This is a genomic window from Massilia terrae, from assembly GCF_024753145.1.
GTDB lineage: Bacteria > Pseudomonadota > Gammaproteobacteria > Burkholderiales > Burkholderiaceae_D > Telluria > Telluria terrae.
Genome location: NZ_JANUGU010000002.1, coordinates 372,282 through 390,823, shown reverse-complemented (window position 1 = coordinate 390,823; position 18,542 = coordinate 372,282). Strand labels below are relative to the sequence as shown.

15 protein-coding genes are annotated in these 18,542 nt (G+C 64.0%); all 15 read right to left on the bottom strand.

Annotation, left to right across the window (positions count from 1 at the left end; all coding sequences use genetic code 11):
• Positions 1–33: 33 nt before the first annotated feature.
• Complete coding sequence (locus tag NX778_RS08995) at positions 34–1,041, bottom strand: XdhC family protein (protein WP_258811387.1); 1,008 nt, start codon at positions 1,039–1,041, stop codon at positions 34–36.
• Between the two features lie 193 nt (positions 1,042–1,234).
• Positions 1,235–2,317, bottom strand: a complete 1,083-nt coding sequence (locus NX778_RS08990) for a M48 family metalloprotease (protein ID WP_258811386.1) — start codon at positions 2,315–2,317, stop codon at positions 1,235–1,237.
• A 12-nt stretch (positions 2,318–2,329) separates the two neighbouring features.
• On the bottom strand, positions 2,330–2,779 hold the full coding sequence (gene dut, locus NX778_RS08985; protein WP_258811385.1) for a dUTP diphosphatase: 450 nt from the start codon (positions 2,777–2,779) through the stop codon (positions 2,330–2,332).
• 9 nt (positions 2,780–2,788) lie between these two features.
• Entirely contained in the window at positions 2,789–4,015 is a 1,227-nt protein-coding gene (gene coaBC, locus NX778_RS08980; RefSeq protein ID WP_258811384.1) for a bifunctional phosphopantothenoylcysteine decarboxylase/phosphopantothenate--cysteine ligase CoaBC, read from the bottom strand.
• Positions 4,016–4,025: 10 nt separating this feature from the next.
• Entirely contained in the window at positions 4,026–4,532 is a 507-nt protein-coding gene (gene lspA / locus NX778_RS08975) for a signal peptidase II (protein WP_258811383.1), read from the bottom strand.
• A 69-nt stretch (positions 4,533–4,601) separates the two neighbouring features.
• Positions 4,602–7,496 carry an isoleucine--tRNA ligase gene (gene ileS, locus NX778_RS08970; RefSeq protein WP_258811382.1) on the bottom strand — a complete coding sequence of 965 codons (2,895 nt, stop codon included), beginning with the start codon at positions 7,494–7,496 and terminating at the stop codon, positions 4,602–4,604.
• Positions 7,497–7,565: 69 nt separating this feature from the next.
• Complete coding sequence (locus NX778_RS08965) at positions 7,566–8,537, bottom strand: bifunctional riboflavin kinase/FAD synthetase (protein ID WP_258811381.1); 972 nt, start codon at positions 8,535–8,537, stop codon at positions 7,566–7,568.
• A gap of 322 nt (positions 8,538–8,859) precedes the next feature.
• A complete protein-coding gene (locus NX778_RS08960) occupies positions 8,860–10,092 on the bottom strand; it encodes a tetratricopeptide repeat protein (RefSeq protein WP_258811380.1) in 1,233 nt (410 codons plus the stop codon).
• Positions 10,093–10,163: 71 nt separating this feature from the next.
• Positions 10,164–10,592, bottom strand: a complete 429-nt coding sequence (locus NX778_RS08955; protein WP_258811379.1) for an ExbD/TolR family protein — start codon at positions 10,590–10,592, stop codon at positions 10,164–10,166.
• A gap of 54 nt (positions 10,593–10,646) precedes the next feature.
• Positions 10,647–11,075 (bottom strand): ExbD/TolR family protein, encoded by a 429-nt coding sequence (locus NX778_RS08950; protein ID WP_258811378.1) that lies wholly within the window; start codon positions 11,073–11,075, stop codon positions 10,647–10,649.
• Positions 11,076–11,077: 2 nt separating this feature from the next.
• Entirely contained in the window at positions 11,078–11,989 is a 912-nt protein-coding gene (locus NX778_RS08945; protein ID WP_258811377.1) for a MotA/TolQ/ExbB proton channel family protein, read from the bottom strand.
• A gap of 85 nt (positions 11,990–12,074) precedes the next feature.
• The gene (locus tag NX778_RS08940; RefSeq protein ID WP_258811376.1) at positions 12,075–12,731 is read right to left on the bottom strand and encodes an energy transducer TonB; all 657 of its coding nucleotides are present in this window, start codon (positions 12,729–12,731) and stop codon (positions 12,075–12,077) included.
• Between the two features lie 641 nt (positions 12,732–13,372).
• Positions 13,373–14,899: a SpoVR family protein gene (locus NX778_RS08935; protein WP_258811375.1), complete on the bottom strand. Its 1,527-nt coding sequence runs from the start codon at positions 14,897–14,899 to the stop codon at positions 13,373–13,375.
• A 15-nt stretch (positions 14,900–14,914) separates the two neighbouring features.
• On the bottom strand, positions 14,915–16,186 hold the full coding sequence (locus tag NX778_RS08930) for a YeaH/YhbH family protein (RefSeq protein ID WP_258811374.1): 1,272 nt from the start codon (positions 16,184–16,186) through the stop codon (positions 14,915–14,917).
• A gap of 230 nt (positions 16,187–16,416) precedes the next feature.
• The gene (locus NX778_RS08925; RefSeq protein WP_258811373.1) at positions 16,417–18,339 is read right to left on the bottom strand and encodes a PrkA family serine protein kinase; all 1,923 of its coding nucleotides are present in this window, start codon (positions 18,337–18,339) and stop codon (positions 16,417–16,419) included.
• Positions 18,340–18,542 lie beyond the last annotated feature (203 nt).

Sequence of the window (18,542 nt, the reverse complement as noted above, 5' to 3'; positions counted from 1 at the left end):
GCGCGCAGGGCCAGCCGTTTCTTGCTTTTGAATTCAGGGGATCACGCAGCCGGCCACGCTCATCGGCGCGGCGGTGGCATGCGGGACCAGCAGCTCGGCCGGCACGGCGTTCTTTACGGCGGTGAGCTCGGCCAGGATCGAGATCGCGATTTCAGCCGGCGTCTTGCTGCCGATGTAGATGCCGACCGGGCCATGCAGGCGCGCCAGCTGGGCCTCGGTCACGTCGAACAGCTTGAGGCGCTCGCGCCGCTTGGCATTGTTGGCGCGCGAGCCGATCGCGCCGACATAGAAGGCGTCGGACTTGAGCGCTTCCATCAGCGCGAGGTCGTCGAGCTTGGGATCGTGGGTGAGCGCGACCACGGCGCTGCGCGCATCCAGCTGCGCTTCGAGCACCAGGTCGTCCGGCATGCAGTGCACCAGCTCGACGCCGGGCAGGTCCCAGCCCATGCGGTATTCCTCGCGCGGATCGCACACGGTGACGCGGTAGTCCATGGCGCTGGCCACCTGCGCCAGGAAGCGCGACAGCTGGCCGGCGCCGATGATGAACAGGCGCCAGCGCGGACCGTGCACGGTGGCCAGGGTGTCGCCGTCGACGTGCAGGGTGCTATCGGCGCTGGCGCCGCGCAGGGTGACGGCGCCGGTCTTGAGGTCGATGCGGCGCTCGACGGTTTCGCCGCGGCCGAGGCGGGCCAGCAGCTCGGGCAGGCCGCTGGCGCCGGACAGCGGCTCGATCGCGAGCTGGATGGTGCCGCCGCAGGGCAGGCCGAAGCGGCGCGCCTGGTCGGCGCTGATGCCGTAGTCGAGCAGGAAGGGCGCGGTCTGCGAGACGCCGTCGCGCGCCACGCTGGCGATCAGGTCGTCCTCGATACAGCCGCCGGAGACCGAGCCGACGATCTCGCCGCCTTCGCGGATCGCGAGCATGGCGCCGGGCGGACGCGGACTGGAGCCCCAGGTCTTGATGACGGTGACCAGCTCGCAGCGGTGCCCGGCGTTGAGCCAGGCGGCGGCGGTTTTCAGAACTTCGAGGTCGATGCTGTCCATGGATGATTATGCAAAATTTTGCATAAGTGGTGTGCTGGATGGACAATCATACAAAAAATGGCGGGGGAGCGTTGGAACGCTTCCTTGTTGAGCGCCGTGACGCACTCGCATAAGCGAGAACGTCGTTCCCGCGGAGGCGGGAACAACGGTAACTTTATAAGCGACGGTAACCAAAAGCGACGTCAGGTGGCCCTCAAGGCAGCAGCGCCTTCTTCGACGCGTGCTTGGCTTTCACTTCGTTGATGGCCTTGTTGATGGCGGTGGCGCGCGCATCCACCGCCGGATGGTTGGCCGTATACCCGTTCAGCACCGTGGCCGGCACCGACGACGCGAGGCGCTTCCAGAAGTCGTCGTCGCCGTTGATGTCGTAGCCGGCGCGCGCCAGCATGTAGACCGCGAGCCGGTCCGCCGACGCATCCATCTCGGCCGGCATGGCCTTGATGCCGCCGCTGCCGATCAACATGCTGTCGTCCGGCTTCACCTTGATCAGGTTGTCGATGATGCTGCCGATGGTGGCGGTGTTGCGCTGCGCGGTGGCATGGCCCAGCACATTGTGCGCAAGCCCGGTGGCCAGCACGTAGGCCAGCTCGTCGTCGCTGCGGGTGAATTCGATCATGCCGCGCGTGACCATCACGCGCTGGCCGTCGGCGTAGGAGTTGATGTTGTCCGCGTTGCCCAGCTCGATGCCGTAGGCGCAGGCGCGCGTGACCGGGATGCTGAGCTCGCGCGTGGAGCCGTTGCGCTCGATCGTGAACGGCAGGCTGGCCTGCGAGGCGACCAGCGGCCCGAAGATGGCGCCCGCGCCCGACAGCGCGTGGCGGCCCGGCGGCAGCGGCTTGCCGCCCGCCGACAGCAGCACGTCGCCGACCTTCAGGCCGGCCTTGGCGGCGCCGCTGCCGGCCAGGACCTCGGTGACCTGCAGGCGCTCGCCCATGCCGAAGGCGACGTGCGCCGCCTCGTTGTAGTCGCCCGGGTAGGAGTAGCGGTTCTTGGCGGTGAAGCCGAGCAGGTTGCGCGCGTGCGATTTGCACAGCTCCGCGTTGTCGATGAGGAGCGGAGCCGCGACCTTGTACAGGCGTTCCTGCATGCCGGCCATGCGCCGCAGCGTGTCGGCGGCGGCGGCCATCTGCGGCGTCAGCACGGGCGCCTGCGGCAGCTGCGCGCCGGGCGCTTGCGTCACGGGCGGCGCGACCGGTCCCCGGGTGGCGCAAGCCGACAGCAGCAGGGCGATGCTCGTTCCCAGCGCCGCGCGGCGCATGCTTTGGATGCGGCTCATAGTCCTCCTCACTTAATGTTTGCCGGTGCTGCCGAAACCGCCGGCGCCCCGGTCGCTCGATGCGAACTCCTCCACGACGTTGAAGCCGACCTGCAGGACCGGCACGATGACCAGCTGCGCCAGCCGTTCCATCGGCTGCAGCGTGAACGTGGCATGGCCCCGGTTCCAGGTCGAGACCATCAGCTGGCCCTGATAGTCGGAGTCGATCAAGCCTACCAAATTTCCAAGAACGATGCCGTTCTTATGGCCGAGCCCACTGCGCGGCAGGATCATGGCGGCGTAGCCGGGATCGCCGATGTGGATGGCCAGGCCGGTGGGCACCAGCACGGTCTGGCCGGGTTCGAGCGTGACGGGGGCGTCGAGGCAGGCGCGCAGGTCCAGGCCCGCGCTGCCGCCGGTGGCGTAGTGCGGCAGCTGGTCCTTCATGCGCGGGTCGAGGATCTTGACGTCGATGGTCTTCATATTCTGTTCTCAGGTAAGCAAGGAGCGCTGTTCGAGGCGCTTGGCGATTTCGGAAACCAGCTGGCGGGCGAGGGCCAGCTTGGGCGCGCGCGGCAGCACGGTATGGCCGCTGTCGTCGAACAGCACGATACTGTTCTCATCCTGCCCGAAAGTGTGGTGGCCGATATTACCGACCAACAGAGGGACACCTTTTTTTTCGCGCTTGGCGGCGCCGTAATCGATCAGGTTCTCCGACTCGGCCGCGAAGCCGACGCAGTAGGGCCAGCCGGAGATGCCGGTGGTGGCCGCCACGGTGGCGAGGATGTCCGGGTTCTGTTCGAAGCGCAGCTCGGGCGGCGCGCCGCCTTCCTGCTTCTTGACCTTCTGGTCGCTGGGATTGGCCACGCGCCAGTCGGCCACCGCGGCCACGCCGACGAAGATATGCTGGCCGGGTACCGCCGCCATCACCGCGTCGTACATCTCGCGTGCGCTCTGGACGTCGATGCGCCGCACGCCATGCGGGGTGGGCAGGGTGGTGGGGCCGGACACCAGCAGCACGTCGGCGCCGGCCTCGCGCGCCGCGCGCGCCACCGCGTAGCCCATCTTGCCGGACGAGAGATTGGTGATGCCGCGCACCGGGTCGATCGGCTCGTAGGTCGGGCCGGCGGTGATCAGCACCCGCTTGCCGGCCAATACCTTGGGCTGGAACGAGGCCACCAGCTCTTCGAGCAGGTCTTCCGGCTCCAGCATGCGGCCAAGGCCGGTCTCGCCGCAGGCCTGGTCGCCGGCGGCCGGCCCGAGCAGGCTGATGCCGTCCTCGCGCAGGGTGGCGACGTTGCGCTGGGTGGCAGGGTTCTCCCACATCTCCACGTTCATGGCCGGCGCCACCAGCAGCGGCACATGGCGCGGCCGCGCCACGCACAGGGTCGACAGCAGGTCGTCGCAGGCGCCGTGCGCCAGCTTGCGGATGAAGTCGGCCGAGCAGGGCGCGACCAGCACCGCGTCGGCGCGGCGGGTCAGGTCGATATGGGCCATATTGTTGGCGATGCGCGGATCCCACTGATCGGTATAAACAGTATGTCCGGACAGCGCCTGCATGGTGACCGCGCCGATGAAGTGGGTGGCCGATTCGGTCATCACCACCTGCACCTGGGCGCCGGCCTTGACCAGCGCCCGGCACAGTTCCGCCGCCTTGTAGCAGGCCACGCCGCCGGTGAGGCCCAGCACGATGTTCTTGCCGTTCAGGTCGCGGGTCATGGCTTTCCCCTCAATGTTTGTTCACGCGGCGCAGCTCGTCGAAGATGAACAGGAATGCGCCGATGGTGATCGCCGAGTCGGCGATGTTAAAGGCCGGGAAGTGGCCCCAGGCCGCCCAGTGGAAGTCGAGGAAGTCGATCACGTGGCCGTAAGCCAGGCGGTCGATCACATTGCCGAGCGCACCGCCCATGATCAGCGCCAGCGACCAGCAGAACAGGCGCTGGCCGGCGTGCTTGCGCAGCATGGTGATGATGAAGATGACCGCAGCGATCGCGATGGCGGTGAACAGGTAGCGCTGCCAGCCGCTCTGGTCGGACAGGAAGTTGAAGGCCGCGCCCGGGTTATAGGCCAGCACCAGGTTGAAGAAGCTGGTGATGCGGCGCTCCTCGCCATGCTGGAACAGCGTCGTGATGGTGAGCTTGGACAGCTGGTCGAGCAGGATGACGATGAAGGCGATGCCAAGCCACGGCATCAGGTTGGCGCTGCCGCTGGGGCCCGATTTCTTTTTGGTTGCCATATTGTCGTTGTCAGGGTCGAGGGCCGCCGCATCCGCAGGATGAGCGGATGCGGCGGGACCGGCACAGCCTTACGCGTAGCGGCGTTCTTCGCCGTTGCCGAACAGGTTGCTCACGCAGCGGCCGCACAGGCCGGCGTGTTCGTGGTGGCTGCCGACGTCGGCGCGGTAGTGCCAGCAGCGCTCGCACTTCGGCGCGGTCGAGGCGGTGACGGCCACCGCTTCGTCTTCAGCGGCCGGCACTTCCATCGCCTTGGCCTGGGAGGTGATGAACACGAACTTGAGGTCATCTTCCAGGCTGTCGAGCAGCTGGTACTTCTCGCCGGCGGCCTTGACCACCAGCTCGGCCTGCAGCGAGGAGCCGATCGCGCCACTGCCGCGCAGCGCTTCCAGTTCCTTGGTCACTTCGGCGCGCACCGCGCGCAGCGTGGCGTACTTGGCCAGCAGGGCCGGGCCGTCCGCCACTTGCGGGAAGGTCCAGAAGGTCTGGGTGAAGATGGTCTCGTCGCTGTCCTTGAAGGCCGACGCGCCCGCGAACACGGCCCAGGCTTCCTCCACCGTGAAAGACAGGATCGGGGCCAGCATGCGCAGCAGCGCGTGGGTCATGTGCCACAGCGCGGTCTGGGCCGAGCGGCGCGCCCTGGAATCGAGGCCGGTGGTGTACAGGCGGTCCTTGAGCACGTCGAGGTAGAAGCCGCCCAGGTCTTCCGAGCAGTAGTTCTGCAGGCGCGACACCACCGGGTGGAATTCGTAGCGCTCGAAGCTGGCCGCGATGTCGGCCTGCAGCGCTTCGGTCATCGCGATCGCCCAGCGGTCGATCTCGAGCAGCTCGGCGGCCGGCACGGCGTCCTTGACCGGGTCGAAGTCCGAGGTGTTCGCGAGCAGGAAGCGCAGCGTGTTGCGGATGCGGCGGTAGGCTTCGGTCACGCGCTTGAGGATCTCTTCCGACAGCGCCAGCTCGCCGGTGTAGTCGGTCGAGGCGACCCACAGGCGCAGGATGTCGGCGCCGAGGGTGTCGCTGATCTTCTGCGGCGACAGCACGTTGCCGAGCGACTTGGACATCTTGCGGCCATGTTCGTCGACGGTGAAGCCGTGCGTCAGCAGCGCCTTGTAGGGCGGGCGGCCGTCCAGCATCGAGGCGGTCAGCAGCGAGGAGTGGAACCAGCCGCGGTGCTGGTCCGAGCCTTCCAGGTAGAGGTCGGCCGGGAAGTGCGACTGCTCCTTGTGCGAGCCGCGCAGCACGGTGTAGTGGGTGGTGCCGGAGTCAAACCAGACGTCGAGCGTGTCGCGGTTCTTCTCGTAGTGGGCGGCCTCCTCGCCCAGCAGGTCCTTGGGATCGAGCTTGTGCCAGGCTTCGATGCCGTCCTTCTCGATCAGCTGCGCCACCTGCTCCAGCAGCTCCGGCGTGCGCGGATGGAGCTCACCGGTCTCGCGATGGAGGAAGAAGGCCATCGGCACGCCCCACTGGCGCTGGCGCGACAGGGTCCAGTCCGGACGGTTGGCGATCATGCCCTGCAGGCGCGCCTGGCCCCAGTCGGGGAAGAACCGGGTCTCGGCGATGCCGGCCAGCGCGGTCTCGCGCAGGGTCGGGCCACCGTCTTTCGGCTTGACGTCCATGCCGGCGAACCACTGGCTGGTGGCGCGGTAGACGATCGGGGTCTTGTGGCGCCAGCAGTGCATGTAGCTGTGGTCGAACATCTTCAGCTCGAACAGGGCGCCGGCGCCTTTGAGCGCTTCGCAGATCGGCTTGGACGCTTCCCAGATGGTCATCCCGCCGAACAGCGGCAGGGTCGAGGCGTAGCGGCCGTCGCCCATCACGGGCTTGAGGATCTCGTCATCCTTCATGCCGTGCGCTTTGCAGGACTGGAAGTCTTCGAGGCCGTAGGCCGGCGCCGAGTGGACCACGCCGGTGCCGCTGTCGGTGGTGACGTAGTCGGCCAGGTAGACCGGCGAAGTGCGGTCGTAGAATTTGTCGGCGGCGTGCAGCGGGTGCCTGAAGCGGACGCCGTTCAGCGATTCGCCGACGGTGGTGGCGATGATCTCGCCTTCCAGCTTGTAGCGCTGCAGGCAGGAAGCGACCAGGTCTTCGGCCAGGATCAGCAGCAGCGGCTTGCCGTCGCGCTCGGCCTGGACCAGGGCGTAGGTCACTTCCGGGTGCACGTTGAGCGCCTGGTTGGACGGGATGGTCCACGGCGTGGTGGTCCAGATGACGATGAAGCCGTCCCAGGCCGGCAGCTTGGGCATGCCGAAGGCGGCGGCCAGCTTCTCCGGTTCGGCGAAGGCGAAGCCGACGTCGATCGCGGGGTCGCGCTTGTCCTGGTACTCGACTTCCGCTTCGGCCAGCGCCGAGCCGCAGTCGAAGCACCAGTTGACCGGCTTCAGGCCGCGGTAGACGTAGCCCTTGTCGAGCAGCTTGCCGAGGGCGCGCAGCTCGTCGGCCTCGTTGCCGTGGGCCATGGTCATGTAGGGATTTTCCCATTCGCCCAGCACGCCCAGGCGGATGAAGCCAGTGCGCTGCTTGTCGATCTGCTCGTGGGCGTAGGCGCGGGCCTTGGCCAGCACTTCGTCGGTCGGCAGGTTCTTGCCGTACAGCTTTTCGATCTGGATCTCGATCGGCATGCCGTGGCAGTCCCAGCCCGGCACGTAGGGCGCGTCGAAGCCGGCGATGGTGCGCGACTTGACGACCATGTCCTTGAGGATCTTGTTGACGGCGTGGCCGAGGTGGATGTCGCCGTTGGCATACGGCGGGCCGTCGTGCAGCACGAATTTCGGGCGGCCGGCGGCGGCCTTGCGGATGCGCTTGTAGAGCTGCTTGTCCTGCCACTGCTTGACCCAGCCCGGCTCGCGCTTGGCGAGGTCGCCGCGCATCGGGAAGGCGGTGTCGGGCATGTTGACCGGGTATTTGCTCTGCGGCTTGTCGGCCGCCTTGGCGGGCTTGTTCTGGACGGGTTTGCTGTTATCGGACATATTCGGTTTTCTTTGGTAAATGCTGTGGTGACGTCGGTGGCGCGGCGCGCGGCCGCTGGCATGCCGGCGTCAAATTCGGTCGGTGGCGGTCAGGGCGCCGGTGCGGCGGGCGAAGAAGGCGCGCGCCATGTCTTCGTCGCGGGCGATCGCGGCGGTGAGGGTGGCCAGGTCCTCGTATTTTTCCTCGTCACGCAGGTGGGCGAGGAATTCGACGCGCACCAGCTTGCCGTAGCAGTCCTGCTTGAAGTCGAACAGGTGCACTTCGAGCAGCATCCGGCCTTCGTCCTCGACGGTCGGGCGCACGCCGAGGCTGGCGACGGCCGGCAGCGGCTGCGGGCCGATGCCATGCACCTGCACCACGAACACGCCGGACACGGCGGGGCGGTGGGCGACGCGCAGGTTGAGTGTGGGGAAGCCGAGGGTACGGCCGAGCTTGGCACCGTGGATCACGTGGCCGGACATCGAGTACGGATGGCCGAGCAGGTCGCGGGTGGTGGCGAAATCGCCACGGGCGAGGGCGGCGCGCACTTCGGACGAGGAGATGCGCAGGTCGCCGTGCATGACGGCGGGCAGGGTCTCGACGCGGAAGCCGTATTCCTTGCCGGCCTCGACCAGGGTGTGGACGTTGCCGGCGCGTTTGGCGCCGTAGCAGAAGTCCTCGCCGACCATCAGCCATTTGACGTGCAGGCCCTGCACCAGCACGCGCTCGGTGAATTCGCGCGGCGACATCGAGGCGAAGTGCTCGTTGAAATGCTCGACGATGACGCGGTCGATGCCGCCACTGGCCAGCGCGCCGAGCTTGTCGCGCAGGTTGGCGATGCGGGCCGGGGCCTTGGACAGGTCGCCCATCCTGGCGGCGAAGAACTCGCGCGGGTGGGGCTCGAAGGTCATGACGGCCGCTTCCAGCCCGAGTTCGGCCGCGGCGGCGGTAACGTGGCCCAGCAAAGCCTGGTGGCCACGGTGGACGCCGTCAAAGTTGCCGATCGTGAGCGCGCACGGGGCGCGCGCCCTGTCGTTGGGAAGTCCGCGAAATACCTTCATTCAAGTGCTAAATCGATCCGGAGCGAAATATCAGATTATACGGTCAAGTGGCGGCTTGCACATTGGTGAAGCTGGGAAAGGCTGCGGCGGGCTGGGATGGAGAGGGAAGAAGCCGGCGACATCTGCCCATGTTGTCAATGTTGGCACGGCATTCCCGCGGAGGCGGGAATCGCATTTTTGGGCAGGCCGCTTCCGCTTGATGTATCGGGCATGCTTGCGAGGGGGGACCCGCCTCTGCGGGAACGACGTCGAGGGGAAGTGACGGTGCAAAAAAACTGCCGGCACAGGCCGGCAGTTTTTGCTGTCTGGGACAGGGCAGGGATCAGCCGCCGATCGGGTGGTTGATGGCCATGATCCAGTAGCGGGCCAGGTCGGCGGTGCCTTCGGTGCCGCCCACGGACTTCAGGGTGTTGATCGCCTGCTGCTTCTTGCCGGCGACGGCGAGGGCTTCGCCCAGGTGCAGCTTGGCCTCGTCCGGGTTCTTCACGGTGCCCGACTTGATGGCGTCTTCCATCATCTTCAGGCCCTTGTCGGCTTGGCCAGCCTGCACCAGGCCATAGCCGAGCGCGACCAGGTTGTCGCCGTCCTTGTCCTTCTTGAACTGGGCTTCGTCGGTGGCTGCGGTCTTGCTCTGGTCGGCCAGGGTCTTGGCGGCCAGGTCCTTCAGGCGCTGGTGGCGCGCGGCATCCGGACCGGAGCCCAGCACGCCTGCCTTGTAGCCCTTGTCGATGACCTTGACGGCTTCCGCCGGCGCCTTGGCTTGCAGCACCAGCTGGCCCATCTCCATGTACTCGCTCGGCTTCTTCAGCAGGCCGTTGGCCAGCTTCAGGCGGTCGATGTCGACCAGCAGGCGGCCCGAGAAGCCAGGCTTGCCTTGCACGCGGTTCAGCAGGTCTTCCCAGTAGCGGGCCTTCGGATAGCTGGCGGCCAGCTTCTCGATGGTGTTGACGTAGCCGGCCTTGTCGTTCTTCTTGAGCTGCACGTTGGCCAGCATGCCCAGCTGGTCTTCGTTCAGGCCGCCGCGCTTCTCGGCGCTCTTCAGTTCGGATTCCAGCGCGCTCCAGTTACCCTGCTTGTAGTAGTTCTGCATCAGGTAGCCGCGCAGCTTCGGATCGTCGCGCTCCTTGAGCTGCCTCTCGATGAAGGCGTTTGCCTTGTTCAGGTCGCCGCCACGCTGGTACAGCGAGAACAGACCTTCCGAGAACTGCGATTTTTCGGTCGGCGACAGCTTGCCGGAGGCGAGCAGGGCTTCGAAGGCCTTGATCGCGGTGTCATTGTCGCCCGCGGCCGACGCGGCGGCGGCGCGGGTGCGCTCGATCAGGTAGACCTCGTTCGGGGTCTTGCCGCCGACGCTATCCAGCTGGTGCAGCTTGACCAGCGCGTCTTTGTTCTTGCCCTGCTTCATCAGCTGTTGGGCTTCCTGCAGCGGCTTGCCGACTTCCGGGCGGACGGCCTCGGCGGCGTAGACCGGGGCCAGGCCGACCATCGGGACGGCAGCGGTGAAACCGAGGGCGGCCAGGGCGAGGCCGAGATGTGCGAGACGGAACTTGGACATGTTGGTGAAATTCTTTCCTCAAAATGGACACGGCAGGGAAACCCTGCCGTGCTTATCACAGTCGAAACTGCTTATTGGAACTGCTCGTTGCCGACCATACCAATTTTGGTCACGCCGAGGCGCTGGGCTGCTGCCATCACGCCGGCGACGTATTTGTACTCGACCAGCTTGTTGGGGCGCACATGCACTTCCGGCTGATCAGCCTGAGCCGCTACATTGGAGAGCTTGCTTTCCAGTGTAGCACGATCAACCGGCGCGTTGTCCCACAAGATCGTGCCGTCGAAGTCGACGTCAATCGTGACAACCGTAGGCGGCGTGGTCGGCGGCGGAGGGTTGCCGACCGGCATGTTCAGGTTGACCGAGTGCATCTGCTTCGGGATGGTAATGATCATCATGATAATCAAGACCAACATCACGTCGATCAAGGGAGTCATGTTCATTTCCATCATCGGTTCCGGATCAGCGTTTGATGCTCCGCCTCCACCGACATTCATACTCATAGTGTTTCCTTTCTGCTGTCTGGCCGCCGCAGCCCGGAAGCTGCGGCGAGGGACTTAGCCCTTGTCAGGTGGTTCGATGACGAAGCCGACCTTCTGCACGCCAGCACGTTGTGCCTGGAACATCACACGGCCGATGGCCTCGTAACGCGCCGACATGTCGCCGCGCACGTGGACCGCAGGTTGCGGCAGCTTGACCGATTCCTTCTTGAGCAACTCGAACAACTCGTCGGAATTGGCCAGCTTCTTCTGGCCCCAGTAAACATCGCCGTCTTTGCTGACCACGATATTCACGTCTTCCGGCTTGTTCTTCACTGGCTCGTTGGATTCGGTAGGCAGCTTGATGGGCACCAAGTGCATCACCACCGGGCTTGTGATCAGGAAGATGATCAGGAGAACCAACATGATGTCCACGAGGGGCGTCGTGTTGATCTCCGACATCACCTGATCTTCATCTCCGCTATCGGAGCCGACGGACATCGACATGATTAGCCAACCTTCTTGCTACCTGCTGCCGCGGCGTTAGCGGTGGTCATGACACCCGAGACCAGCACCGAGTGCACGTCAGCCGAGAACGAACGGACATCTTCCATGGCCGACTTGTTACGACGGACCAGCCAGTTGTAGCCCAGAACGGCCGGGACTGCGACGAACAGACCGAAGGCGGTCATGATCAGTGCTTCACCCACCGGACCTGCGACCTTGTCGATCGACGCGTTACCGGTCATACCGATGTTGGTCAGTGCGTTGTAGATACCCCAGACGGTACCGAACAGACCGATGAACGGTGCGGTCGAACCGACGGTTGCCAGGAACGACAGGCCGTCTTGCAGGCGCGACTGGACTTTCTCGACCGAACGCTGGATCTGCATGGTGACCCAGCTCGACAGGTCGATCTGCTCGAGCAGGGCGCCGTCGTGGTGCTGGGTGGCCTTGGTGCCGGTTTCAGCGATGAAGCGGAACGGCGAGCCGTCTTTCAGCGAAGCCGAGCCAGCGGCGATCGACGGGGCTTTCCAGAACTTGGCCGACGCTTCTTTCGACTGCTTGAAGATCTTCATCTGGTCGATCAGCTTGGTGATGATGATGTACCAGGAGCCCATCGACATCAGCGACAGGATGATCAGGGTGCCGCGCGACACGATGCCGCCTTCCCACACGGCCGAGAAGCCGTAGGGGTTTTCGGCTTCGACCTTCTCGGCCTTGGCGGCCGGAGCAGCAGCTGCGGCGTCGGCCGGAGCAGCTGCGTCGGCAGCCGGTGCGCTTGCCGCTGCGGCCGGAGCCGAAGCCGCTGCCGATGCCGGAGCGTCAGCGTAGGCCGGTGCGGACACCAGCGCCGAAGCCGCCGACACCGAGAACAGGACAGCCGCCAGCAGAGCGGACAAACGGGTATTCTTAAACATGCTTCCTCCAAAAATTTAAATAGAGCGTTCGCTGAACAAATTTGACAACGAATTGATAAAACGTGGCTTGCGAAGTCCTGACTGATCAGTCGAGGCGCCAGTCGTATGCCACCGGCTGCCAGGTTTCCACCGGCTGGCCGTTTTCAGTTGCCGGCTTGAAGCGGCACTTGCCCAGCGCTGCTTGCGCTGCCTTATCCAGGTCACGGAAGCCACTCGACTTCGTGATCTTGGAATCCTTGACGCCACCATCGGCACCGATCAGGAAGGTAATGGTCGAGGTACCAGTCTCTTCGTTACGCAGCGACGACTTCGGGTATTCCGGTTTGGCGCAGGTGTCGAAGTTCACCACGGCCGGGGTCTTGCTCGGACCGGTTGCCTTGGCGGGCGCGGCGGCCGGAGTCGGCAGCGCCTTGGACAGTTCGGTCGTTTGCGGCTTGGCCTGGCTGCTGACAGCGATGGTGTTCTGCTGCGGCGGCGGCTGCTGCACCTGCACTTCGACCGGCGGGATGAACGGCGGCGGAGGAGCCTTCATCTCGGGCGGTGGCGGCGGGGGCGGCGTTTCAGGCGGTGGGGGAGGTTTCACTTCCTCGATGATCTTGGTCTCCACTGCCTCCTGCATCTTGGTGATCATGCGCTTGCCGAGACCGTTGATGATCCCCCAGGCGACAATGACGTGCAAGACGATGACAATGGCGATACCAGTGAAATTCTTCCCGGGTTCCTTCTCGTGCGAAAAATTCATCCTGCTTTCTCCAATACCAACTCTCTTTTGGTTGCTTCTATAACCCACAAAACACGACAAAAAACTAGGGCCGCATCCGGGACATCGCGGAATTATACCTACGAATTGTTTTTTGCACAGACATTTTTAGGGGCTCAAAGAAGGTTTAACTGCCTGTAAAAACAGGGAAACATGCTCATCCACGCAGAGGCGTGTCGTGCTGGAAATTGATGAAACATGTAGATGTATGATGACAAATGCACTGAGTACCCGCGAGAGGCGTGGAAGATCAGTTTCTACCTGCCTCGCACCGAATTTTTCACGTATTTTTTACCTCCGAGCAAATATCGTATTAAATATGCATGGCGTTTCTGCTAACTATAGCCAGATTCTGCCGGTCGCGGCGTTCTATTGAACCTTACTTCCCCATGGAGAGTGCCGGTAACCCATGACCTGTGGTGATGGGTTGACGCCTTCTTGATATGAGTCAAAGTTGTGATTGCTTGCGGGCAGGGATGAGGTGGCGCGGGCGGGCACAGGCACGGGCGCGGGGGCCGCGGAGCGGATCGCCGGCGCCGCCGGCGCGCAGTCTGTATAGCGCATTGCGAGCAAACGGGCCGCGCCGGCGGCCCGCGTGAACCTTGATCTATATATAGAATGGTTCAACGCCCGCGCTTCTCGCGGCGGCACTCCAGGAAGTTGACCACGTGCCCGGTCGGGTCCACCGTTTCGAGGCGGACGTCGAACCCCCACAGGCGCGCCACGTGCTTGAGCACTTCCTGCGCCTGCTGGTTCAGCGGGCGGCGCTGGAACTGGGTGTGGCGCAGGGTGAGTGCGCGGTCGTCGCGCGTGTTCACCTGCCAGACCTGGATGTTCGGCTCGCGGCTGCCCAGGTTGTACTGCTCGGCCAGCTTCTGGCGCACGTAGCGGTAGCCGGATTCGTCATGGATCGCCGACACCGTCAGCTTGTCGTGGCGGTCGTCGTCCAGCACCGAGAAGAAGTGGAAGTCGCGGATCAGCTTGGGCGACAGGTACTGGGCGATGAAGCTCTCGTCCTTGAAATTGCGCATCGCGAAGTCGAGCGTCTTGATCCAGTCGCTGCCGGCCATGTCGGGGAACCAGGCGCGGTCCTCGGCCGTCGGGTCTTCGCAGATCCTGCGGATGTCGCTCATCATCGCGAAGCCCAGCGCGTAGGGATTGATGCCGCTGTAGAACTGGCTGGTGGCAGGCGGCTGGTACACGACGTTGGTATGGCTTTGCAGGAATTCCATCATGAAGCCGTCGCCGACCACGCCTTCCTTGTACAGCTCCTGCAGGATGGTGTAGTGCCAGAAGGTGGCCCAGCCCTCGTTCATCACCTGGGTCTGGCGCTGCGGATAGAAGTACTGCGAGATCTTGCGCGTGATGCGCACCAGCTCGCGCTGCCAGGGCTCCAGCAGCGGCGCGTACTTTTCGATGAAGTACAGCAGGTTCTCCTCCGGCTCCGGCGGAAAGCGCTGCGGCGTCGCCAGCCCCGCTTCTTCCTCGTCGCGCCGCGGGATGGTGCGCCACAGGGCATTGACCTGGGACTGGGCGTATTCCTGGCGCTCTTTCTGGCGCGCCGTTTCCTTGGCCATCGACAGCTTGGCCGGGCGCTTGTAGCGGTCCACGCCGTAGTTCTGCAGCGCGTGGCAGGAATCGAGCAGCTCCTCGACGGCGTCGATGCCGTGGCGCCGCTCGCATTCGGCGATGTAGTTCTTGGCGAAGACCATGTAGTCGACGATGGCGTCGGCGTCGGTCCAGGTGCGGAACAGGTAGTTCCCCTTGAAGAAGGAGTTGTGGCCGTAGGCGGCGTGCGCGATCACCAGCGCCTGCATGGTCAGGCTGTTTTCCTCCATCAGGTAGGCGATGCAGGGATTGGAGTTGATGACGATCTCGTAGGCCAGGCCCATCTGGCCGCGGCGGTAGCTTTTCTCGGTCGAGAGGAAGTGCTTGCCGAAGGACCAATGGTTGTACGACACCGGCATGCCCACCGAGGTGTAGGCATCCATCATCTGTTCGGCGGTGATGATTTCGAGCTGGGTCGGGTAGGTGTCCAGGCCGAAGCGTTCGGCCACGCGACGAATTTCTTCGTGCGCCTGCTCGATCAGGTCGAACGTCCATTCGGACTGCTCGGGCAGGGCGCGCGGATTGCGGGGATCTCTGGGCATGATGCGCCTCGCTGTTTACTTGGGCTGTTTCTTGAACAGTTCCCGGAATACCGGATAAATGTCGGCCGGCGTCACGATCTTTTGCATCGCGAAATTGAGGTTGTGCTCCGCGACTTCCATGTATTGCTCCCACAGATTCTGCGGCGGCCCGTCGGTAATCTCGACGTAGGTGTAATACTGCACGCGCGGCATGATCCCGTTGAGCAGGATCTGCTTGCACAGCACCGAATCGTTGTCCCAGTTGTCGCCGTCCGAGGCCTGGGCCACGTAGGCGTTCCAGTCGGCGCTGGAATAGCGCTCCGCCAGCACTTTCTGCAGCAGGTGCAGGGCCGACGACACCACCGTGCCGCCCGACTCGCGCGAATGGAAGAATTCGTCCTCGTCCACTTCCGCGGCCGCCGTGTGGTGGCGGATGAACACCACTTCGATCTTTTCGTACACGCGCTTGAGGAACAGGTAGAGCAGGATGAAAAAGCGCTTGGCGGTGTCCTTGCGCATCTCGTCCATCGAGCCCGACACGTCCATGATGCAGAACATCACGGCCTGGGTGGTGGGCTTGGGCACCTTGATCCGGTTGGTGTAGCGCAGGTCGAAGGGATCGATGAAGGGGATCGCCAGCAGCTTGGTGTGCAGCGTGTGGATCTTGTGCTTGAGTTCGAGCACGCGGGCGTCGTCGTCCTGCGCGCCCAGCTCCTGCAGGCGCTTGAGCTCGTTTTCGGCCTCGGTGAGCGCGCGGCGCGAGGGCGCGCCGAGCGCGATGCGACGGCCGAGCGCGCCCCGCAGCGAACGCAGCACATGGATATTGGACGGCGTGCCGGACACGTTGTAGCCGGCGCGCTGGTTCTTGAACTCGACTGTCTGGGCCAGTTGCGTCTTGACCATGTTCGGCAGTTCGAGGTCCTCGAAGAAGTAATTCATGAATTCTTCGCGCGTCAGCTCGAAGATGAAGTCGTCCTCGGTGGTCTGCTCGCTGTTGCCGGCGCGGCCGCGCCCGGACCCGCCGCCGCCCGATTTCGGCCGGTTGATCTGGTCGCCCTTCTGGTATTCGGTATTGCCGGGGTTGACGACTTCCCACACGCCGCCGTGGGCATGGCCGAAGTGCGGCTCGTTGACGTCCTTGACGGGGATCGAGACTTTTTCGCCGTTCTCGATATCGGTGATCGAGCGGCCCTTGATCGCGCGCCCAACGGCGTCCTTGATCTGCGCTTTGTAGCGGCGCAGGAAGCGCTCGCGGTTGACCGCTGACTTGTTCTTGCCCTGCAAGCGTCGGTCGATGAGGTAAGTCAAAACTGCCTCCTGATTCTCGCGGCGGGCCGGAAGGTCCGGTCCCCCTATCTTAATACTCTGCGTGTTCGCGTGCTGGCGCACGGGTGGAGGGACGGCTCAGTGTGCGCGCCGCAACGGCGGCCGCACATCGGCCGGTTCCCGGCGCCCGCGTGGGAGCGGCCCCACTCAGCCGGGGCAGTGCAGGCGGACCGCCGGGATCCGCCGCGCCGCCCCGGCCGGCGCCGCAGGGCTTAAGAGGATTTCCTCACACGCAGGTACCACTCGCACAGGAGCCTGACCTGCTTGGCGGTGTAGCCTTTCTCGACCATGCGTGCCACGAAGTCGGCATGCTTGTTGGCGTCCTCGGCACTGGCCTTGGCGTTGAACGAGATCACCGGCAGCAACTCCTCTGTATTCGAGAACATTTTCTTCTCGATGACGGTGCGGAACTTTTCGTAACTCGTCCACGCCGGGTTCTTGCCGTTGTTCGTCGCCCGCGCGCGCAGGCAGAAGTTGACGATCTCGTTGCGGAAATCTTTCGGGTTCGAGATGCCGGCCGGCTTCTCGATCTTTTCCAGCTCCGCATTGAGCTGTTCGCGGTCGAACGACTCGCCGGTGTCCGGATCGCGGAATTCCTGGTCCTGGATCCAGAAGTCGGCGAACGTGACGTAGCGGTCGAAGATGTTCTGGCCGTACTCGGAATAGCTCTCGAGGTAGGCCGTCTGGATCTCCTTGCCGATGAAGTCTACGTAGCGCTGCGCCAGGTGTTCCTTGATATAGGACAGGTAGCGCTGCTCGATCTCGGGCGGGAACTGTTCGCGCTCGATCTGCTGTTCGAGCACGTACAGCAGGTGCACCGGATTGGCGGCCACCTCGGTGCTGTCGAAGTTGAAGACCTTGGACAGGATCTTGAAGGCAAACCGGGTCGACAGGCCGTTCATGCCTTCGTCCACGCCGGCGTAGTCGACGTATTCGTGCATCGACTTGGCCTTCGGATCGGTGTCCTTCAGGTTGTCGCCGTCGTACACCAGCATTTTCGAGAAGATGCTGGAGTTCTCCGGATCCTTCAGGCGCGACAGGATCGCGAACTGCGACATCATGCGCAGCGTGCCCGGGGCGCAGGGCGCCCGCTCCAGCGAGGAGTTGCGCAGCAGCTTATCGTAGATCTTGATCTCGTCCGACACGCGCAGGCAGTAAGGCACCTTGACGATATAGATACGGTCGAGGAATGCCTCGTTGTTGCGGTTGTTGCGGAAGCTCTTCCACTCGGACTCATTGGAGTGCGCCAGGATGATGCCCTCGAACGGGATCGCGCCGAAGCCTTCGGTGCCCTTGTAGTTGCCTTCCTGGGTCGCGGTCAGCAGCGGGTGCAGCACCTTGATCGGGGCCTTGAACATCTCGACGAATTCCATCAGGCCCTGGTTGGCCAGGCACAGGCCGCCCGAGTAGCTGTAGGCGTCCGGATCGTCCTGCGGGTATTCCTCCAGCTTGCGGATGTCGACCTTGCCGACCAGCGAGGAAATGTCCTGGTTGTTCTCGTCGCCCGGTTCCGTTTTCGAGATCGCGATCTGCTTCAGGATCGACGGGTAGCGTTTGACCACGCGGAACTGGTTGATGTCGCCATTGAACTCGTGCAGGCGCTTGACTGCCCACGGGCTCGGGATGGTGCGCAGGTAGCGCCGCGGGATGCCGTAGTCTTCCTCGAGGATGGTGCCGTCTTCCGCTTCGTTGAACAGGCCGAGTGGCGATTCGTTGACCGGCGAGCCTTTGAGGCAATAGAAAGGCACCAGCTCCATCAGCTGCTTGAGCTTTTCGGCGATCGACGATTTGCCGCCGCCGACCGGGCCCAGCAGGTACAGGATCTGCTTGCGCTCCTCCAGCCCCTGCGCCGCGTGGCGGAAGTAGGAGACCACCTGTTCGATCACTTCCTCCATCCCGTAGAACTCTTTGAACGCGGGATAAACCTTGATGACCTTATTGGCGAAGATGCGCGACAGGCGCGGATCGAGGCGGGTGTCGACCAGGGTCGGCTCGCCGATCGCCGCAAGCATGCGTTCCGGGGCACTGGCGTAAGTCAGGGGATTCTTCTTGCAGAGCTGGAGGTACTCCGACAGTGAATAATCCTCTTCCTTGGTACGCTCATAGCGGGCGGCGTAGTTGTCAAAAATGGTCATGTGAATGTCCTTTAATGTGCTTAACAACGATCACTGTCATGGCAGTTCGTTGTGGCAACTGCCAAGGCCCCGGTCTATTGGCGTACTCCTTCTTCTTTTGGGTCGCTGCCGCACAAGCATCAGCAAGCTGACGGTGACGGCGGCGAGCGATTTTCTTGTTGTTGTCCCGGACGGTGGTCCGGTCCCCCCGCGTATTGTGGAAG